This is a genomic window from Ruminococcus sp. (assembly GCF_017549005.1).
GTDB lineage: Bacteria > Bacillota > Clostridia > Oscillospirales > Ruminococcaceae > Ruminococcus.
Window position 1 is genome coordinate 85,341 of sequence record NZ_JAFYYT010000003.1, and the last position, 17,613, is coordinate 102,953.

Genomic DNA, 17,613 nt, shown 5'->3' on the forward strand with positions numbered 1-17,613 from the left:
CCCAGTTAATATGTGGAACAGCAATAATTGTCAAATTTTAAATCATAATAGCAATAAACGCTCAGTCATCGTTTAATTTGTATTTAGCTAAAAGATCGGGGCGGCGCTCCTCAGTGAGCTTCAGGCTCTGTTCATGCCTCCATGTCTCGATATTCTTGTGATGACCGGTCAGCAGAACAGGTGGGACAGCCTCGCCCTCCCACACCTCGGGACGGGTATACTGAGGATATTCAAGAAGTCCGCTGTAAATGCTCTCGTCTGTGAAGCACACCTCGTCGGAGAGGACTCCGTCACACATACGGGCTACTGCGTCAGCTACGACCATTGCAGGTATCTCGCCGCCTGTGAGTACATAATCGCCAATGGAGAGCTCCTCGTCCACTATCTTGTCGATGACGCGCTGGTCGACTCCCTCATAGTGACCGCATATTATAAGGATATTGTCCATTTTTGAGAGCTCTATTGCGCGTTTCTGGTCGAAGAGCCTGCCTTTCGGGGACATATAGATAGTATGGGGCTTAGCGCCCAGGTCCTCGCAGACCGCCTTGTAGCAGTTGTATATGGGTTCACACTGCATGACCATGCCCATTCCGCCGCCGTATGGCGTATCATCGACTCTTCGGTGCTTGTCCTGAGTGTATTCCCTTATCTGACGGCAGTGCAGGCTTATCTTTTCTGCCCTGCGGGCTCTGCCGACAATGCTCTCGCCGAGAACGGCTTCGCACATCTCGGGGAAAAGCGTTGCTATCTCAATATGCATAGTATTCTCCTTTTATGAACAGAGACCGCAATAAGCGCGGTCTCATGATTTTCATTCTGTAAGCTGTATGCTCTCCGCCATGGCGATGACCTCGTCCCAGTCGGTAACGCTCATGGAGAGGATATAGCGGTGTTTCTTGTCTCTTTCGGGGTAGATATTGATAAATGCGTACTGCCCGTCGGGAGCGTCGTTGGTCTGCAAAAATCCGCGGAATCCTACGCCCTCCACGGGGTAGAACTTAACAGTGCTTGCGTCTGCAAGTATAAGGTCGTTTTTGCAGTTCATTATCTTATAGAAAGTCTTTGCGTTCCTGCTGCTGTGGATATCAATGTCCTTCATGTTCAGCATTGCCGCAAGACGGACAAATTCGCCCTTGTTCTGCGGAGTCGATTTCTGCTTTTTCTTGCAGTAGCTGTCGAGGTCCTCGGGGTCAATGCCTGTCATATCGAGAAAATCGAAGTTCTCGCCGAGAGTGTCCTGACAAACTGACACAAACAGGTTGGTGTCCTTGCTGCCCCACATTACAGCGTCCTTTTCCTCGGTGTGGACGGGCTCCATGCCTTTCCATGCAGTTATACGCACTCCGAGGGAGGAATACTGGTCAAAGCTGTCAGAGGGGAGCTTAGGGAGCTCATCGGGGAGCTCATACCATATGCTGCCTGTTTCTTTGAACTCGTGCTTTGTCTTGTAGTAATAGGGCAGCCCTGGGAAGAAATACGCGCAGACTCCGAGAGCTATGAGAATGAGTAAAAACAGTATGCCGAAGAATTTTTTCATGATATTTGCCTCCTTTTGGCTTGTTCAAGCCGTTTTTCTTTTGTTCTGCATTATTTTTCTATCTTTATCGAAGCTATCATCTGTTTTGCAAGCCCGATATCCTCGCTGCTTATTATCACCATGAACGAGTTTTCGTGAGCATCGCCTGTATACAGCGAAACTGCGTATCTTTCTGCATTTTCCTTTTTGCCGAGACATTCCACAAAGCCGCAGTTGTCTCCCGAATGGAAGGAATAGGCTCCGCTTGTGGCTTCAAACAGCTCTTCCTTTGACTCCGCCAGTTTTCTGAATATCTTTTCGTCACTGAGACTTCGGATATTGAAGTCGTCATAGGTCAGTGAGTAGGTAAAATCCAGAAATTCATACTGTGAAGCAGGAACAGGCATATTGCGGGCCTTAAAGAACTTCTCTATCTGCTTGTGTGTGGCGGGACTGAACTGCTCGTCCGCGTCAGCAGGCGGAAGTTCGTCATATTTGACTATCAGCACCGCTGATTTGTCGCTGTTTATGTATGTAGGGTAGCGTGAGTCCTCTTTCAGCTTCATATCGGGAGCTATCTTCACAGAGAGCCCGTGTTCTTCCTTTATTTCCACAAGGTCGTCGGGGACCGTAACACCCGAAAGGTCATATTCTTTCAGTTCCGTGTTCAGCGACGGATATTTGTCCGTTATTCTGATGTAACCGTATTTCGGCAGAGCAGGGAAGAAGAAAAGCAGTACTGCTGCTGCGACGGCAAGTGTGATGATACCTGTCAGTATTTTTTTCATGTTGAATTGCTCCATTTGTGCCTTAAAGTGTTGTTAAAGCCTTTTCAGTCGAAAAGCCCGTCAAGGGGACGTATGGTCATAACTCCGCCGTCGATGTCCGTGGAGACCACAACGTCCGCAATAGCAGGGACAAGGTACTCCCTGTCGTCGCCCTTTACGACGTAAACGTCGTTTGCGCCTGTCTGCATAACGTCGGCTATCTTGCCGTAGACCTGCCCTGTATCGGCGTCGCGGACTTCAAGTCCCATAAGGTCCTGTATGAAATAGGTGTCCTCGTCAAGCTCAAGGTCGTCGCGGTGCATATACAGCACCTTGTTGCGGAGCTTCTCCGCAGCTTCGGGAGTATCGACTCCCTCTATCTTTGCAATGACTGTATTCTTGAACACGCGGGAGCGCTCAATGTTCACTTCCTCGTGGTTTTTTCCTATGAAAAGCCTGTCGAACTCCGCAAGAAGCTCAGGGCTGTCAGTGTAGGGCATTATCTTCACTTCTCCGCGTATGCCGTGGGTGGTGACTATTCTGCCCGCTTCGAGAAATTCCTTTTTCATCGTATCTCCTTATTTGTCCAGTTCTATAGAGCTTATCACCTGTGGCTTGATATCGTCGTTTTCGCCCGATATCATCAGGAAATAGTACTTTGTGGTGCTGTCATCGGGGAAAAGAGTGCATGACCAACGGAAGTGCCCGGTGACTTCCTCTTCATTTTCGGTTTCGGCGCTGAACGCTTTCTTTATGCGGCATACATAGGCGAAAAATCCGTTGCCTTTCAGCTTGTATACGTCCTCGTAGGCAACAGCTTCTTCCTTTATGTCCGCAAACTCCTTGAACACCTTTCTGTCCGTGCCGCGGAGTTTCAGGCAGTCCTTTGCGGTGAATCCGTCCTTTATGAACCACAGCAATTCTGTCCTGGCGTCGTACTCGGTGGGGTACTGAGCCTTCATGGACTTGTAGAAATGCCGGTAGGTCTCCTCATCGTAGAGGAAGCTTTCCCACGGGTCGGTGCTTATATCAGTGTCGGGATTTTCAGCCATTTCCTGCTGACGGACAAAGCTCTAGTAGGAGTCGTTTTCCATGACGATTACGGAGATCTCCTCGTCCTTGCTCACAGACGAGCCGCTCCTGTTTTTTTCGGCTCCCTCGGGCATACTGAACTTTATCCCCTTTGAGGAAAAGCTCCTGAAGCTTTCGGGAACGTCAACCCTCTGAAATTCCTCCGCAGCTTCGTTTATATGGGGGTCGTTCACATTTACATCGATATATGTAAGTATCCCCGGGAAGAAAAAGTATATGACAAGTGCGGCAATGAGCAGCAGACCGCCGGCAATACCGCCCGTGACAAGTGATTTTTTCATAGTAGTTCCTTTTATACTGTAGGGGCGGATATTATCCGCCCGTATCATTAGTGTGTCAGTCTGCGTGTGCAGTATGAATGCTTGCCGCATTTCGGGCAGGTCAGTATTCTCTTTGTGAGAGTATGAGCGCCGAAAATATAGCTCTTTGCAGACGGAACGAAGCGTGTTCCGCAGTGAGTGCACTCGTAGGTGCCTGCGCTGATATCTTCCAGAACGGCAACTGCTATACCGCCTGCCATTACGACGACAGCTATAGCTATGAGCAGTACTCTCTGCCATGTTTCAAGCTCTGCCAGACCTGCGACTATTATCAGTGTACAGCCTGCAAGTATGGTGATGACGCATACTATCACCGAAATGATTATCTTTCTTATGCTTTCTTCTTTTTCACGCATGATATCCATAATATTTTCCTCCGCTTTCTTCTTGTAGTCCTCGTCGGGGATACGCTCGCCCGTGAGGAGCTCGTTTACGTTGATACCCAGCTTCTCACAGAGGGGCAGCATGAGCGATACTTCGGGGAGACCTTTTCCTGTTTCCCATTTTGAAACCGTCTTATCGCTGATAAGCAGTTCCTCGCCGAGCTGTTTCTGTGTAAGTCCTTTTTCTTTTCTCATCTGAGAAATGAATCTGCCGATCTTTACCTGATCCATTCATGAGTCCTCCTTTCTGAGAAAAGTGTATCATACCGCGGAGAAAAAGTACACCCATGGGGCGTAGAATCACGGTGTCATGCGGAGTATGCGCTCCGTAGAGTCCGATTTTAAGCCCTTAGCCCTTAGCCGTCAGCCCTGTCCGTTACTTTGACTTTGTTTTTTTACAGGTAACATTTACATCTTTATATCTTTATATCTTGAATGATTTAAATTGATAAAGTATATTGTATACATAAGCAAGATGTAAAGGAAGAAAGAAATAAACTTTACATCTTGAATGCAATGCGCTGCTCCGGGAGGGAACCAAACACACATTCCCCCTTTACCTCTTTACTTCTTTACCTGTTGCTTATTGTTGATAGGCACAAAGATCATATGCAAAGCAAGAGGTAAAGGAAGAAAGAAGTAAACCTTACTTCTTGAATGTAATGGGTGACTCTTAGCTGACGACCTGCGGAGCTGTCAGTTCTTCATCTCGAAGCTTTCGCCGAGGATATCCTTGTTGGCTTCGAGGATAGGATTTATGCACTCTGCAAGGAACTCGTCCACCTGCTGTGAGCTTCTGCCCGTATAGTTCTCGGGCTTGAGAACTGCGTCGAGCTCCTCCTTTGTTACCATGAACATGGGGTCGGCTTCGATGAGCTCGCAGAGGTTGTTGTCGAGACCCTTTACCTTTACGTTAGCGCCTGCCTCCATGGAGTAATCCATGATACGGTCGTGGAGCTCCTGACGGTTTCCGCCCTTCTTTACAGCGTCCATCATGATGTTCTCGCTTGCCATGAAGGGGAGCTCCGCCATAACGCGGCGGCGTATCATTTCGGGGTACACAACGATACCGTTTGTGACGTTGAGCATGATGTTGAGTATGGCGTCAACGCCGAGGAATGCCTCTGCTACGCTGATACGCTTGTTTGCGGAGTCGTCCAGCGTCCTCTCGAACCACTGTGTGCCTGCTGTGAATGCAGGGTTGAGGCTGTCTATCATTACATAGCGCGCAAGAGAGGTTATTCTCTCACAGCGCATGGGGTTGCGCTTGTAAGCCATTGCGGAGGAGCCTATCTGCTTCTTCTCACGGGGCTCTTCCATTTCCTTGAAGGACTGGAGGATACGCATATCGTTGGAGAATTTGCTTGCGGACTGCGCTATATCGCTGAGGAGCTCCAGCACCTTTGAGTCAACCTTGCGCGAGTAGGTCTGACCCGATACGGGAACAACTGCGTCGAAGCCCATTTCCTCTGCGATCATCTGCTCCAGCTTCTTTATCTTGTCGGTGTCGCCCTCGAAAAGCTCCATGAATGAAGCCTGAGTGCCTGTTGTGCCCTTTGAGCCGAGAAGTCTGAGAGTAGACATTCTGTACTCTAAGTCCTGGAAGTCCATAAGGAGCTCGTTGAGCCAGAGAGTAGCTCTCTTGCCCACGGTTGTGAGCTGTGCAGGCTGGAGGTGAGTATAAGCCAGACAGGGGAGCGATTTGTACTCGTCTGCGAACTTCGCAAGGTTGCTCATTACGTTGAGGAGCTTTCTGCGGACAACTTTAAGAGCGTCGCGCATGATGATGACGTCTGTATTGTCGCCGACATAGCATGAAGTAGCGCCTAAATGAATGATACCTGCGGCGTCGGGACAAGCCTGACCGTATGTGAAAACATGAGCCATAACATCGTGGCGTGTTATTTTTTCGCGTTCAGCCGCCATTTCGTAGTCCACATCGCTGATATGCTCCTCGAGCTGTTTTACCTGCGCCTCGGTGACGGGCAGACCCAGCTTCATTTCGGCTCTTGCAAGAGCTACCCAGAGCTTTCTCCAGGTGGTGAATTTCTTGTCCGCAGAGAAAATGTACTGCATTTCCTCACTTGCATAACGTGTGCAGAATGGGCTTTCATAGCTGTTGATATTACTGCTCATTTGAAACTTTCTCCTTTAAAATGAAAATTTATCTGCGCTTTCAGCGCAAGGGATATCACTTTAATTATATCATCATACAGCCGTCGTGTCAATAAAAAAGGCGGCCCGGAGCCGCCTTAGTTTTAATGAAATTCTGCCTGATTTCTGTATAATTTACACATCATTCATGTATTCGTTCCTGTAATCGTCAACGTGTTCGGCGAGAGTTCCGTCTTTCACGGCTATCTCCGTCATTTCGCTTGAAGCAGTCTTTCTGAGAGCGTCGAATTTTTCCTGATAGGGGTCGCTTATCTTCATCTGACGGCTCGTCATGTCCTGTTCAAAGAACCTCTCGTTGAAATTGGGGTAGCCGTCGGCTTCCTCCAGCTTATGGAAGGTACGGTTGGTCTTCATATTTACAGTAACTATGATAAGTATTACCAGAAGAAGTCCCAGGTGTATCCTGGAGGTATAGCCTACAGAGTCGAACTTGAAGTATTTGAGGTACTCTCCGTTGGCATAGCGCTTGAAAATAATGAGGAGTATCTGGTTGAACACTGCCAGTCCGCCCGTAAAGAGCACAAAGAGGTCGCGTTTGTTGTGAGCCGCCTGCCATGCACAGTATATGGCAAGGGAGTAGACTATCATGCTCTCGAAGGTCAGGAATATGGTATCGTCCGCAAAAACGCTTCCCAGCATGAGGAAGAACGACAGCAGCGGAAAAAACGTAAGCGAGAACAGATAAGCTATCACAAGCCTTTTGTAGTTATTGTTGCACTTGTTGAGAAGCGTGAGATTATGAGCAAATTCCTTTGCTTTCAGCTCCTGTTTGCGGAGCAATTCGGTTTTGTCCATAGTATTCACCTATATCCTGTCGTCCGTATGGACGATAACTGTATTTTCCAGCAGTCTGAAGCCCATTTCGGCTGCTGACGCGGGAACGCTGTCGGGGAGCTCTATATTTTTATCCTCAGGAGCGGCAGCCGCCACGGTTTTTTCGGGTCTCGGGGCGTTTTTGCGTTCCTTTGCGATTATAATGCTCCACATTATAACATTGATGATTATAAACACCGCAGCAGCGGCTGCGATGACAAGAATCTCACCTGTTGACATAAGTGGTCTCCTTTGTAAATGCTTTGGTGCGAAAAAAGTGGGTTCAGAACTCGGCGCGGAACATTGCGGCGGTTATATTGTCGCTTTCCTCTCTTGTCTTGACTGTTTCGATGAGTTCGCGGAGCTTTTTCTGCATATCCTTTTTTGATGAGACAGCTTCGGGAGAAAGCTCCTCGAAGAGCTCCTTTTCCGTGAGCACATGGCGGAAGCCGTCGGAGCATATCATATAGTTGGCTCCGTTTTCGATATCGCCCAGGTTTATTTCGGGCATGATATCGGCAGTAACGCCTACGCACTGCACAAGAGCGTTCCTGCGTGGGTCTGTCTTAGCCTCCTCGGGCGTCATTCTGCCGTTCTTGACCTCGCGGTTGACGAAGGTATGGTCGTCGGTGAGCTGACTCAGCCTGTCGGATATCTTATATATGCGTGTATCGCCCACATGGAAGGTCATGAGTTTGGAGTCTACGGCGATTATACCCGTAGCGGTCGTTCCGAGCTGCATATGCTCCCTCATGCCGTAGTCCACCATCATGGCGTTGAGCCTTCTTAGGCGGCTGATAACGTTTCTTGCGGCAGTTTCCCAGTCCCAGTCGGGGAGCTCAAAGGGGAGCTCTCTGTCGAACCAGTCCGCAAAGCTGCGTATGACCTCTGCGCTTGCAAGCTCGCCCCGTGAAAGACCGCCCATTCCGTCGCAGACCATGATAAGAGCGGCTCTTCCGCTGCCTGTATCGGCGGTCTTGACGCAAACGCTGTCCTGATTTTTGTATTTCGAGATACCTGCGTCCGTATCGCAGGCTGCAATGTATTTCATATTGTATTACCTGTCTGTGAAATCAAATTCCTCGTTGGACAGCTTTATAACGTCGCCGTCCTTGAGCTTTATCTCCCGTTCGGGGAGAAGTGGGGTACCGTTGATATATGTTTTGTTTGTGGAATTGTTGTCCTCTATGAAGCACGAACCGTCGCGGCAGTAGATAGTGGCGTGGTGACGGCTGACAGTGCGGTTTTCGGTTATGCAGAAGTCAACGCGGTCTCGCTCCTTGCCTATCCTGAAAACGGGTCTGTCGATATTCACCGAAACTCCCGTGGAACGGCGTGTAAGCGTCGGATACTTCGGAGCAGTACGCGGTATCTCCTTTTTCACCAGCTCGGGGAGCCCCTGTTTTTTCTCTGCTGAAAGAGGCGGAATGGACTTCGGCTCGGGTCTGCTGAACAGGGGAACTGCGGTTTTTGCAGACTTTGGCAGCACGAACGGGTGAGTATCGCCCTTGCTCTGCACAGGCGGCAGCGGTTTGGGCTTGTGGGCGCTGTTTGCGCTCTGTGAGGCAGGTCTGCTGAACTCGCTGCGGTCGGGTGCGGCAAAAAGCTCGGGAGCCTCCGTGCGGATACGCTCCTTTGTCTCATAAATGCTGAACGCAGGCTTGCTTATAACGAAGCTCATGAAGCTGTCGATACGGTCGTAGTCGTACTGTGAGCTGTAATTGGCGAAAGATGATATCTTCCTCAGGCAGTTTATAATGCCGTCGTTGGTGCTCTCGTTGTACCAGAGCGGCAGATAGAAGAGGTGGATATCCAGTTTATGCGGCTCGGCGACGATATAATTGGGGTCGAGAACGATATTCTGCATATTGAAGCCGCATTTGTCCGCAATTTCGAGAATATTCAGCAGATTGAGGACTATGCGGAAATACTGCGTCTTGTCGATACCGTTTTTGAGCACATTTATGAGCGGTAATCCATGAGCGCCTGTGAAGACGAGCTTATCGCCGGAGAGCGCGTCGGGAACGAGCCAGCCCTTTATGCGGTTGTCGATGAAATACTGATATTCGGCGTCATTGAGCATTTCATTGCCTGTGAATCTGCATACAATGGATACCTCGCCGTTTTTTTCTGTGAATCTGAGCTTTGCCACGTTACCACTCCTTTCGGCTATTCTGTTTTCTATTATAACATAACATATCAAAAATATCAAGAGCAAGTATTATTTGCAGAGGACGCAGCCCGAAATGACTGCTAAATAAAAGGACCGCCCCGAAGGACGGTCCCTTGATATTACTTTGAGCTCTTTTTCTTTGCTGCGGACTTGTTCTTCCACCATGACCATGTAACAGGTGCAACGAAGAGTGAGGAGAACGTACCCGAGATAAGACCCATCATAAGCGGTACAGAGAAGCTGAGAAGCGACTTGTAGCCTGTTGCCAGAACAACGATGGTGATAACGAGCATTGTGCCGATAGTTGTGATCGATGTTCTGATAGATCTTGTAAGAGACTGTGCGCAGCTTACGTTGATAAGCTCATTGAGTGAAGCCTTTGGCATAAGCTTGCGGTTTTCTCTGATTCTGTCGTAGATAACGATAGTGTTGTTGATAGAGTAGCCGAGGATAGTAAGGATAACGGCAACGATATTTGAGTCGATGCTGAACTTGCATACTACCGTAGTTGTGAAGGCTACGAAAATATCGAGGCAGAGGGCGAATATAGAGCATACGCCTGCCGACCAGCCGCCGATATTCCTGAATCTGATTGCGATATAGATGATAACGATGAAAGCTGCAAAGAGTACTGCGATGAAGCACTTGAGCAGGAATTCACGTCCTGACGCAGGGTTAACGTCGTTTGAGTCGTAGATAACGAGGTCGTTGTCTGCGAACTTTTCCCTGAGCTTTGTTGTGAGCTCGGTCTGTCTGTCGGCTGTAAGGCCCTGATCGGAGGTGAATGAGATAGTTACCTGTTTTCCGCCGGAATCAAGACTCTCACCTGTTCTTACAGTAACATTTGAATCGACGATCTCCTTGACAGCGGAAGCAACATCGTTTGTATTGATATCGCCCTGATAGGTATAGGTAATGAGCGTACCGCCCTTGAACTCGATAGCAAAGTGTATTCCTCTGATTATCGCGCCTGCTGCAAATATGACGAGAACAGCGATGATAACGCCGAGGATGAGCCTTTTCTTTGAACAGAAGTCATAAACCTTTGCGGGAGTACTTACTTTTTCTGTCTGAGTGTTGTTTTTACTCATTTTTCGTCACCTCCGTAAAGCTTTCTGTTTCTGAAGCACTTGAACTTGGAGAGTGATGTTACCATAAGTCTTGAAGCAAATACTCCGAAGATGAAGTTGCAGATAACGCCTGCGAGCAGGGTAAATCCGAAGGAGTAAACAACGCCCTCAGCAGTAGCGCCGAATGCGAAGAAGATAGTCTTGTTGAGGATCTTCGAGAAGAAGCTGTCGGGAACACCGAAAGCGCCCATGAGGATAACGGCAATGATAACGTTTGTGATGTTACCGTCAAGGATAGCTGAGAAAGCCTTCTTGTAGGCGATCTTTATGGCAGCGTCGAGAGACTTGCCTGTTCTGAGCTCTTCCTTGATACGCTCGCCTGTGATGATGTTGGCGTCAACGCCCATGCCGACTGCAAGTATGATACCTGCGATACCGGGGATTGTGAGAGTTGAGCCGTTCATGAATCCGAACCAGCCTGTAACAGCTGCAAGAGAGCCTGCGACCTGACCGCAGAGCGCGATAACAGCAACAAAGCCGGGGAGTCTGTAGAGAACTATCATATATACAGCGATAAAGCAGAATGCGATAAGTGCTGCAAGAAGGATAGCGCCCAGTGAACCTTCACCCATTGTAGGTGATATTGTTCTGAAGCTCTTGGTCTCCATCTTGAAGGGGAGAGCACCGGAGTTGATCTGATTGGCAAGCTTTGTAGCAGTCTCGGCGGTAAAGCTGCCCGAGATCTGAGCGCTTCCGTTTGAGATAGCGTCGTTTACTCTCGGAGCCGAGATCATGGTATTGTCCATCCAGATCGATATAGGTGTATCAGTGCCTGCCAGTTCGGAAGTAGCTTCAGCGAATTTCTCGGAGCCTGATTTTCCGCCGTCAGCGCTGCTGGTCTTGAGCTTGAGGCTTACGATGTACTCAGCACTCGAACCGTCATCAGTCGGCATATAACCCATCTGTGCGGATTCGATGTCGTCGCCGTTGAGGACCAGTTCGCCTGACGGGATAGTATTTCCGTCCTCGTCGGTGGTTGTATCTGTGCCCTTACGGAATGTCAGTTCAGCCATTTCACCGAGCTCCTTAACGGCAGCCTCGGGGTCGAAGTTTGATTCGCCGACCTTCCAGGGGAAGCGGACGATAATTCTGTCGCTTTTTTCGTCGCTGTATACTTCGTTATCGGTGATACCGAGTGAAGCGAGTCTTGTCTTGATTACTTCGGTAGCAGAAGCGAGCTGATCTGAGTCAGCGTCGAAGTCGCCTGCGGGACCGAAAGTAACGTCAACGCCGCCCTTGATATCTATACCAAGACGGATATCGTCAACGCCCTTGACATAAGTAGTTCTGTTATCGCCGAAGAGCTTATCAATACCCATTACGGCTGTAACAGCGAACACAGCGATAAAAGCAACGACAATGAAGAAAGTTTTTTTGCCTGTCTTTTTCACAGTCATGCCTCCTAAAAATCGGGCTTCTGAGACCGTTCCCACAGTGTGCGGAACAGGCATGAGCCCATTATTCCTGTCTCTTTGACAATTACAATAATTGTACTATATTTTTGCAAAAAAGTCAAGTATCTGAACGGAAAAAGTCTCCATTTCAAAAATATGCACAATTAAGAACGGTTTTTTTCGGAATTATGAACAAATTGCGGCTGCATGGACGTCTAAAAAAGCACCCCGACGGAGTGCTTTCTGAGATCATTTGAAGTGCTTCTGCGATATTTTCAGACGGTTCATGGCGCGGTTGAGAGCAGCCTGAGTTTCGTAGTACTCCTTTATGCTCTGTTTCTGCCTGAGGCGCTCTTCGGCTCGTTCACGGGCTTCCTGAGCCCGCTTGATGTCTATCTCCTCGGGAAGCTCGCAGGTATCCGCGAGGATTATGGAAGAATCGGGCATTACCTGTATGAAGCCCTCGGATATGGCCGCGTACTTCCATACGCCGTCAACGAGGTATTTCAGCTCGCCCGTGGGGAGCGAGGTCACAAGGGGTTCATGCCCTGCCATTATTCCGAGAAGTCCGTCTATAGCCGTAACAACGAGGTGCTCGGTCTCTCCGCTGAAAAATATGCGGTCTGTAGCGATTATTTCAAGGTGAAAGGTCTTAGCCATAGTCAGCCGCCTCCCTTATTCCTCGTCTATCTGACGGGCTTTCATGAGAACGTCGTCGATAGTTCCTGCCATGAGGAAGGCTGCCTCGGGGTACTTGTCCATGTCGCCGTCGATGATGGCTCTGAAGCCCTCGATAGTGTCCTTGAGCGGTACGTACTTGCCCTTGAGGCCTGTGAAGTTCTCCGCAACATTGAATGGCTGTGAGAGGAACTTCTGTATCTTTCTTGCGCGGTATACCGCAAGCTTATCCTCGTCGCTGAGCTCCTCCATACCGAGTATGGCGATGATGTCCTGGAGCTCCTTGTACTTCTGGAGAAGCTCCTGTGTCTGTCTTGCAACCTTGTAGTGCTCCTCGCCGACTATTTCGGGTTCGAGGATACGCGAGTTCGATTCAAGAGGGTCTACAGCGGGGTAGATACCCTGTTCCACTATCTTACGGGAAAGAACGGTAGTAGCGTCAAGGTGAGCGAAAGTTACCGCAGGCGCAGGGTCTGTAAGGTCGTCCGCAGGGACGTAAACAGCCTGTACCGATGTAATGGAGCCGTTCTTGGTGGAAGTGATACGCTCCTGCAGTTCGCCGACTTCCGTAGCAAGGGTAGGCTGATAGCCAACGGCTGAGGGCATACGTCCGAGAAGAGCGGATACCTCCGAGCCTGCCTGTACGTAACGGAAGATATTGTCGATGAAGAGAAGAACGTCCTTGTGTTCGCGGTCACGGAAGTACTCAGCCATAGTAAGACCTGTCTGAGCAACTCTCATACGCGATCCGGGGGGCTCGTTCATCTGACCGAAAACGAGAGCGGTCTTGGAGATAACTCCCGATTCCTGCATTTCGTTCCAGAGGTCGTTGCCCTCACGGGAACGCTCGCCGACTCCTGTGAATATAGAGTAGCCGCCGTGCTCGGTGGCGATATTTCTGATAAGCTCCTGAATGAGGACTGTCTTGCCGACGCCTGCGCCGCCGAAAAGTCCTATCTTACCGCCCTTTGCATAGGGAGCTATAAGGTCTATGACCTTGATGCCCGTTTCGAGGACCTCAACAACAGGGCTCTGATCCTGAAAAGTAGGAGCTTTTCTGTGTATCTCCCATTTTTCCTCGGTGACAACGTCGCCCTTCTTGTCGATAGGCTCGCCGAGAACGTTGAACATACGTCCGAGAGTAGCCTCGCCGACAGGCACCTTTATACACGAGCCTGTGGAGCTGACTTCCATATTTTTGCTGAGTCCCTCACTGGACGCCAGCATGATACAGCGCACGATGTGGTTGCCCATATGCTGAGCGACTTCCATAACGCGCTTTCTGCCGTCGACCTCAACGGTGAGAGCGTCCCTTATCATGGGGAGCTTTCCCGTGCTGAACTCGACATCAATAACAGGTCCGATGACCTGTGTTATCCTGCCTTTTTCCATTGCTTTCTCCTTTGTTTAAGAGAACTTGTATGGGCGCACAGTGTGCGCCTGTATTATGCGGACGCGCAATTCGCGTCCCTGCAGTCATTCAACGAGAGACTGCGCTCCTCCGCAGACCTCGGTTATCTCCTGAGTGATAGCCGCCTGTCTTGCGCGGTTGTAGCGGAGGGACAGATCCTTTATCATGTCCTTTGCGCTTGTGGTAGCTGCGTCCATAGCCGTCATGCGCGACTGCTGCTCGCAGCAGAACGCCTCGACCATAGCTCCGTAGATTATGCCCTTTGCGTACTGGGGGATAAGGTAGTTCATAACTTCCTCGGGCGACGGCATGAACGAAGCCTTTGGCAGCTTTTTCATGGTGCCGTCGGCAGCCTTTCCGAAATGCTTTCTCTCGAACGGGAGAAGCCTCAGGGTCCTCGGCTCCTGAACGTTGGAGCTTACCATGTCCGTATAGATAAGGTATACCTCGTCAAGCTCGAGCTTTTCAAACTTATCCAGTACCAGCTCGGCTATCTCACGGGCTCTGTAAAGGGTGGGGTTCTGAGTGGTATAGAGAAACTCACCGTCCACGGAAGCCTTTTTACCGCTGTTGATACGGCGCTGGTAGTACATTCTTCCCACCTGCCCCATTACAAAGAGGTAGCAGTTGTCCAGATCGGCAGCTTCATCAAGCTTCTGGTCGGTATATTTCAGTATGTTGTGATTGTAGCTTCCGCACAGTCCCTTGTCTCCTGTTATTACGATATATCCCTTTTTACGCTTATCCTCGGGGATATCCGCACGTCTGTCGAAGTAGAGCTGACGGGTGTGGGGAGTATGCTCCAGCACGCTTTCGATAGTTGACTGGAGCTTATAGAAGTAAGGTTCTGTACACTCCAGTGAAGCCCTTGCCCTTTTGAGCTTTGAGGACGACATGAGGTACATAGCATTGGTTATTTTCAGTATCTGCTGGATACTTCCGATCCTTTCGCGGATCTCTCTCATATTTGGCATAGCAGTCCACCGCCTTACTCTTCAAAAGCTGTGAGTATTCTTTCGATACGCTCTGCCAGGTCGTCTGTGAGGACCTTGTTCTCCTCTATTTCAGTGATTATGTCCTGACCGTAGCTTCTGATATAGTTCATGAGGTCTGTGCGGTATTCTCTCAGCTCCTTGAGGGGAATGCCCCTGAAGAAGTCGTGCTGTGCGGCGTAGAGAAGTATCACTTGTTCATAGTGCGGGAGCGGATTGTACAGAGGCTGCTTCAGCAGCTCCGTAAGCATATGGCCGTGGTCAAGGAGCTCCGTTGTGGACTGGTCCAGCTCAGAGGAGAACTGTGTGAATATCTCCATTTCCTTGAACTGTGCAAGGTCGATACGGAGGTTTCCCGAAGCCTTCTTCATGGCCTTTGTCTGAGCGGCGCCGCCTACACGGGATACGGAAAGTCCGTAGTTTACCGCAGGACGGAGACCCGAGTTGAAAAGCTCGCTCTCCAGGAATATCTGACCGTCGGTGATAGATATTACGTTTGTAGGGATATATGCGGAGATATCGCCTGCAAGGGTCTCGATGATAGGGAGAGCCGTCAGCGAACCGCCGCCGTGCTCGTCGTCAAGACGGCTGGAGCGTTCGAGAAGTCTCGAATGCAGGTAGAATACGTCGCCGGGGTAAGCTTCACGTCCGGGAGGACGGTGGAGCAGAAGCGACATGGCTCTGTAGGCAACGGCGTGTTTTGAAAGATCGTCGTATACTATGAGTACGTCCCTGCCCTTGGACATGAAGTACTCCGCAATAGCCGTGCCCGAATACGGGGCGATATACTGGAACGGTGCGGGATCACTGGCGGAAGCGCATACAACTACCGAATAATCCATAGCGCCGTACTTTTTAAGGGTGTTGACTATCTGTGCAACAGTCGAGGACTTCTGTCCTATGGCGACATAGATGCAGATAACGTCCTGACCCTTCTGATTTATGATGGTGTCAACGGCGATAGAGGTCTTGCCTGTCTGTCTGTCGCCGATTATGAGCTCACGCTGACCGCGTCCGATAGGGAACATTGAGTCGATAGCGAGTATACCCGTCTGCAAAGGCGTATTTACGGGCTTACGCTCGATAACGCCCGGAGCTTCGCGCTCTATGGGGAAGTAGTCCTCGGCTTTTATCTGTCCGAGACCGTCTATAGGCGCTCCGAGAGCGTCGACTACTCGTCCGAGGAGCTCGTCGCTTACGCCGATACCTGCTCTTTTGCCCGTTCTGATAACGGAAGAGCCCTCCGTAAGGCCGTGGTCGTCGCCGAGAAGAACAACTCCGACGGACTTTTCCTCCAGGTTCTGAACGATGCCTCTGATACCTGTCTCAAATTCAACAAGCTCGCCGTACATTACGGAATTCATACCGTAAACTCTTGCGATACCGTCGCCGAGACGCGTAACGAAGCCTGTTTCCGTAGCTCCCGACTTTACGTCGAAATCGCGCACCTCTGTTTTGAGTACTGAGATGATATCGCTGTTTTTGCTCTTTGAAGCAGAAACAGATTCCACGTATTCCGTAGCCTTGTTCTGCAGAGTGTCCTTCATGAGACGGAGGCTTGTGCGGTAGCTCTTGTCGTATTCAAGGTCGCCCGCATTGAGTATAAATCCGCCTATGATGTCGGGGTCGTGCTTGTATTCGATATCAACGTCCTCTTTGACGAATTTATCCATGATAAACTGTCTGAGGTCTGCCTGCTGAGCCTCGGTAAGCGGCGTAACATAGCGTACTACAGCCTTGATGCTGCCCTGCTTGTCAAGGAGGATGTCCTCATATTCGTCGAGTATCTCGTCTATGCGCCCGATAGCTCCTCCGCGGACTGCGCTGAACAGGAATTTCTGCATATTCTCGGGGAAAAGCTTGCTTATCACGGCTCTCTTCTCGTCGTGGGTGACGAGAGGGTTTGAAAGCGTATCTCCCAGGTCGGGGCAGTTCTCGAGCACCTTTCTTGTTTCGGAGCAGTCTGTCTGAGAAACGTCAAGGCGGACAAGCTCTTTCAGCAGCTCTCTGTCTGAGTCTCTCATTTCTTAGCCTCCTCTTCGGAAAGGAACTTATCAACAAGACGGCGGTTCTTTTCGTCGTCAACGTTTTCGCCGATGATCTTTGAAGCAGCCTCGATAGCAAGGTCTGCGATCTCGGACTGAGCCTGACGGAGAACGCGCTTTCTCTCGTTCTCTATGGTCCTGTCAGCCTCTGAAACTATCTTTTCAGCCTCTTCCTGAGATTTCTTTATAATTGCGGCTCTTTCGGACTCTGCGTCCTCATGGGCTTTCATGATAATCTGATTAGCCTTTTCCTTTGCTTCGCTGATCGAGTCCTCGTACTGCTGACGGAGCTCCTCTGCCTCTGCCTTTGCTTTCTCGGCGGAGTCGAGGTTATCCTGGATAGTACGGGTGCGCTCGTTCTTCATTTTGTTTATAGGCTTGAAAAGGAATATCCTGAGCAGTACGAAAAGCAGTACCGTATTGAAAACAGCCCAGAAAATGCTCCAGAATTCAAATTTAAGCATTATTGGCCCTCCTTATGTGGATTTGCAGTGGATCATTTGCTGCCGAGTGAAAGGATAATAAGGAGCGCTATAACGAAGCCGTAGATAGCGGTAGCCTCTGCAAGGGCACAGCCCAGCAGGAGCGCGGTTCTTATGTCGCCCTTAGCTTCGGGCTGTCTTGCGATTGACTCTGTAGCCTTGGCTGTAGCCAGACCTATACCGATACCTGCGCCTGCGCCTGTAAGAACGGCAACAGCAGCGCCTAATGCGATGATTCCCAT

The 17,613-nt window shown here is 49.9% G+C and carries 20 protein-coding genes; all 20 read right to left on the reverse strand.

The features are described from left to right. Positions 1–61 precede the first annotated feature (61 nt). A complete protein-coding gene (gene trmD / locus IKW96_RS01780; protein WP_296569635.1) occupies positions 62–760 on the reverse strand; it encodes a tRNA (guanosine(37)-N1)-methyltransferase TrmD in 699 nt (232 codons plus the stop codon). A 51-nt stretch (positions 761–811) separates the two neighbouring features. Continuing rightward, a complete protein-coding gene (locus tag IKW96_RS01785) occupies positions 812–1,537 on the reverse strand; it encodes a hypothetical protein (protein WP_296569636.1) in 726 nt (241 codons plus the stop codon). A 50-nt stretch (positions 1,538–1,587) separates the two neighbouring features. Then, complete coding sequence (locus IKW96_RS01790) at positions 1,588–2,304, reverse strand: hypothetical protein (RefSeq protein WP_296569637.1); 717 nt, start codon at positions 2,302–2,304, stop codon at positions 1,588–1,590. Positions 2,305–2,348: 44 nt separating this feature from the next. Continuing rightward, the gene (gene rimM / locus IKW96_RS01795) at positions 2,349–2,852 is read right to left on the reverse strand and encodes a ribosome maturation factor RimM (RefSeq protein WP_296569638.1); all 504 of its coding nucleotides are present in this window, start codon (positions 2,850–2,852) and stop codon (positions 2,349–2,351) included. A gap of 9 nt (positions 2,853–2,861) precedes the next feature. Beyond that, positions 2,862–3,335, reverse strand: coding sequence for a hypothetical protein (locus tag IKW96_RS01800; protein ID WP_296569640.1), 474 nt, complete (start codon positions 3,333–3,335; stop codon positions 2,862–2,864). A 21-nt stretch (positions 3,336–3,356) separates the two neighbouring features. After that, complete coding sequence (locus IKW96_RS01805; protein WP_296569641.1) at positions 3,357–3,656, reverse strand: hypothetical protein; 300 nt, start codon at positions 3,654–3,656, stop codon at positions 3,357–3,359. Positions 3,657–3,703: 47 nt separating this feature from the next. Further along, positions 3,704–4,309: a helix-turn-helix transcriptional regulator gene (locus tag IKW96_RS01810; RefSeq protein WP_296569644.1), complete on the reverse strand. Its 606-nt coding sequence runs from the start codon at positions 4,307–4,309 to the stop codon at positions 3,704–3,706. A gap of 465 nt (positions 4,310–4,774) precedes the next feature. Next, the gene (gene purB, locus IKW96_RS01815; protein ID WP_296569646.1) at positions 4,775–6,214 is read right to left on the reverse strand and encodes an adenylosuccinate lyase; all 1,440 of its coding nucleotides are present in this window, start codon (positions 6,212–6,214) and stop codon (positions 4,775–4,777) included. Between the two features lie 153 nt (positions 6,215–6,367). Next, positions 6,368–7,048, reverse strand: coding sequence for a hypothetical protein (locus tag IKW96_RS01820; RefSeq protein WP_296569647.1), 681 nt, complete (start codon positions 7,046–7,048; stop codon positions 6,368–6,370). 9 nt (positions 7,049–7,057) lie between these two features. Then, positions 7,058–7,306, reverse strand: a complete 249-nt coding sequence (locus IKW96_RS01825) for a hypothetical protein (RefSeq protein ID WP_296569649.1) — start codon at positions 7,304–7,306, stop codon at positions 7,058–7,060. 43 nt (positions 7,307–7,349) lie between these two features. Beyond that, positions 7,350–8,117, reverse strand: coding sequence for a PP2C family serine/threonine-protein phosphatase (locus tag IKW96_RS01830; RefSeq protein WP_296569652.1), 768 nt, complete (start codon positions 8,115–8,117; stop codon positions 7,350–7,352). A gap of 6 nt (positions 8,118–8,123) precedes the next feature. After that, positions 8,124–9,218, reverse strand: a complete 1,095-nt coding sequence (locus IKW96_RS01835) for an FHA domain-containing protein (protein WP_296569654.1) — start codon at positions 9,216–9,218, stop codon at positions 8,124–8,126. Between the two features lie 140 nt (positions 9,219–9,358). Further along, positions 9,359–10,330: a protein translocase subunit SecF gene (gene secF / locus IKW96_RS01840; RefSeq protein WP_296569655.1), complete on the reverse strand. Its 972-nt coding sequence runs from the start codon at positions 10,328–10,330 to the stop codon at positions 9,359–9,361. After that, on the reverse strand, positions 10,327–11,760 hold the full coding sequence (gene secD, locus IKW96_RS01845) for a preprotein translocase subunit SecD (RefSeq protein WP_296569657.1): 1,434 nt from the start codon (positions 11,758–11,760) through the stop codon (positions 10,327–10,329). Before secD ends, secF begins: the two co-directional genes overlap by 4 nt. A 252-nt stretch (positions 11,761–12,012) precedes the next feature. Continuing rightward, on the reverse strand, positions 12,013–12,423 hold the full coding sequence (atpC, locus tag IKW96_RS01850; protein WP_296569659.1) for an ATP synthase F1 subunit epsilon: 411 nt from the start codon (positions 12,421–12,423) through the stop codon (positions 12,013–12,015). Positions 12,424–12,438: 15 nt separating this feature from the next. Continuing rightward, positions 12,439–13,833: a F0F1 ATP synthase subunit beta gene (atpD, locus tag IKW96_RS01855; protein ID WP_296569660.1), complete on the reverse strand. Its 1,395-nt coding sequence runs from the start codon at positions 13,831–13,833 to the stop codon at positions 12,439–12,441. An 84-nt stretch (positions 13,834–13,917) separates the two neighbouring features. After that, positions 13,918–14,826 carry an ATP synthase F1 subunit gamma gene (gene atpG / locus IKW96_RS01860; protein WP_296569661.1) on the reverse strand — a complete coding sequence of 303 codons (909 nt, stop codon included), beginning with the start codon at positions 14,824–14,826 and terminating at the stop codon, positions 13,918–13,920. 14 nt (positions 14,827–14,840) lie between these two features. Then, positions 14,841–16,868: a F0F1 ATP synthase subunit alpha gene (gene atpA / locus IKW96_RS01865; protein WP_296569664.1), complete on the reverse strand. Its 2,028-nt coding sequence runs from the start codon at positions 16,866–16,868 to the stop codon at positions 14,841–14,843. Beyond that, the gene (gene atpF / locus IKW96_RS01870; protein WP_296569666.1) at positions 16,865–17,353 is read right to left on the reverse strand and encodes a F0F1 ATP synthase subunit B; all 489 of its coding nucleotides are present in this window, start codon (positions 17,351–17,353) and stop codon (positions 16,865–16,867) included. Before atpF ends, atpA begins: the two co-directional genes overlap by 4 nt. Before the next feature lie 32 nt (positions 17,354–17,385). Continuing rightward, positions 17,386–17,613: an ATP synthase F0 subunit C gene (atpE, locus tag IKW96_RS01875; protein ID WP_072948036.1), complete on the reverse strand. Its 228-nt coding sequence runs from the start codon at positions 17,611–17,613 to the stop codon at positions 17,386–17,388.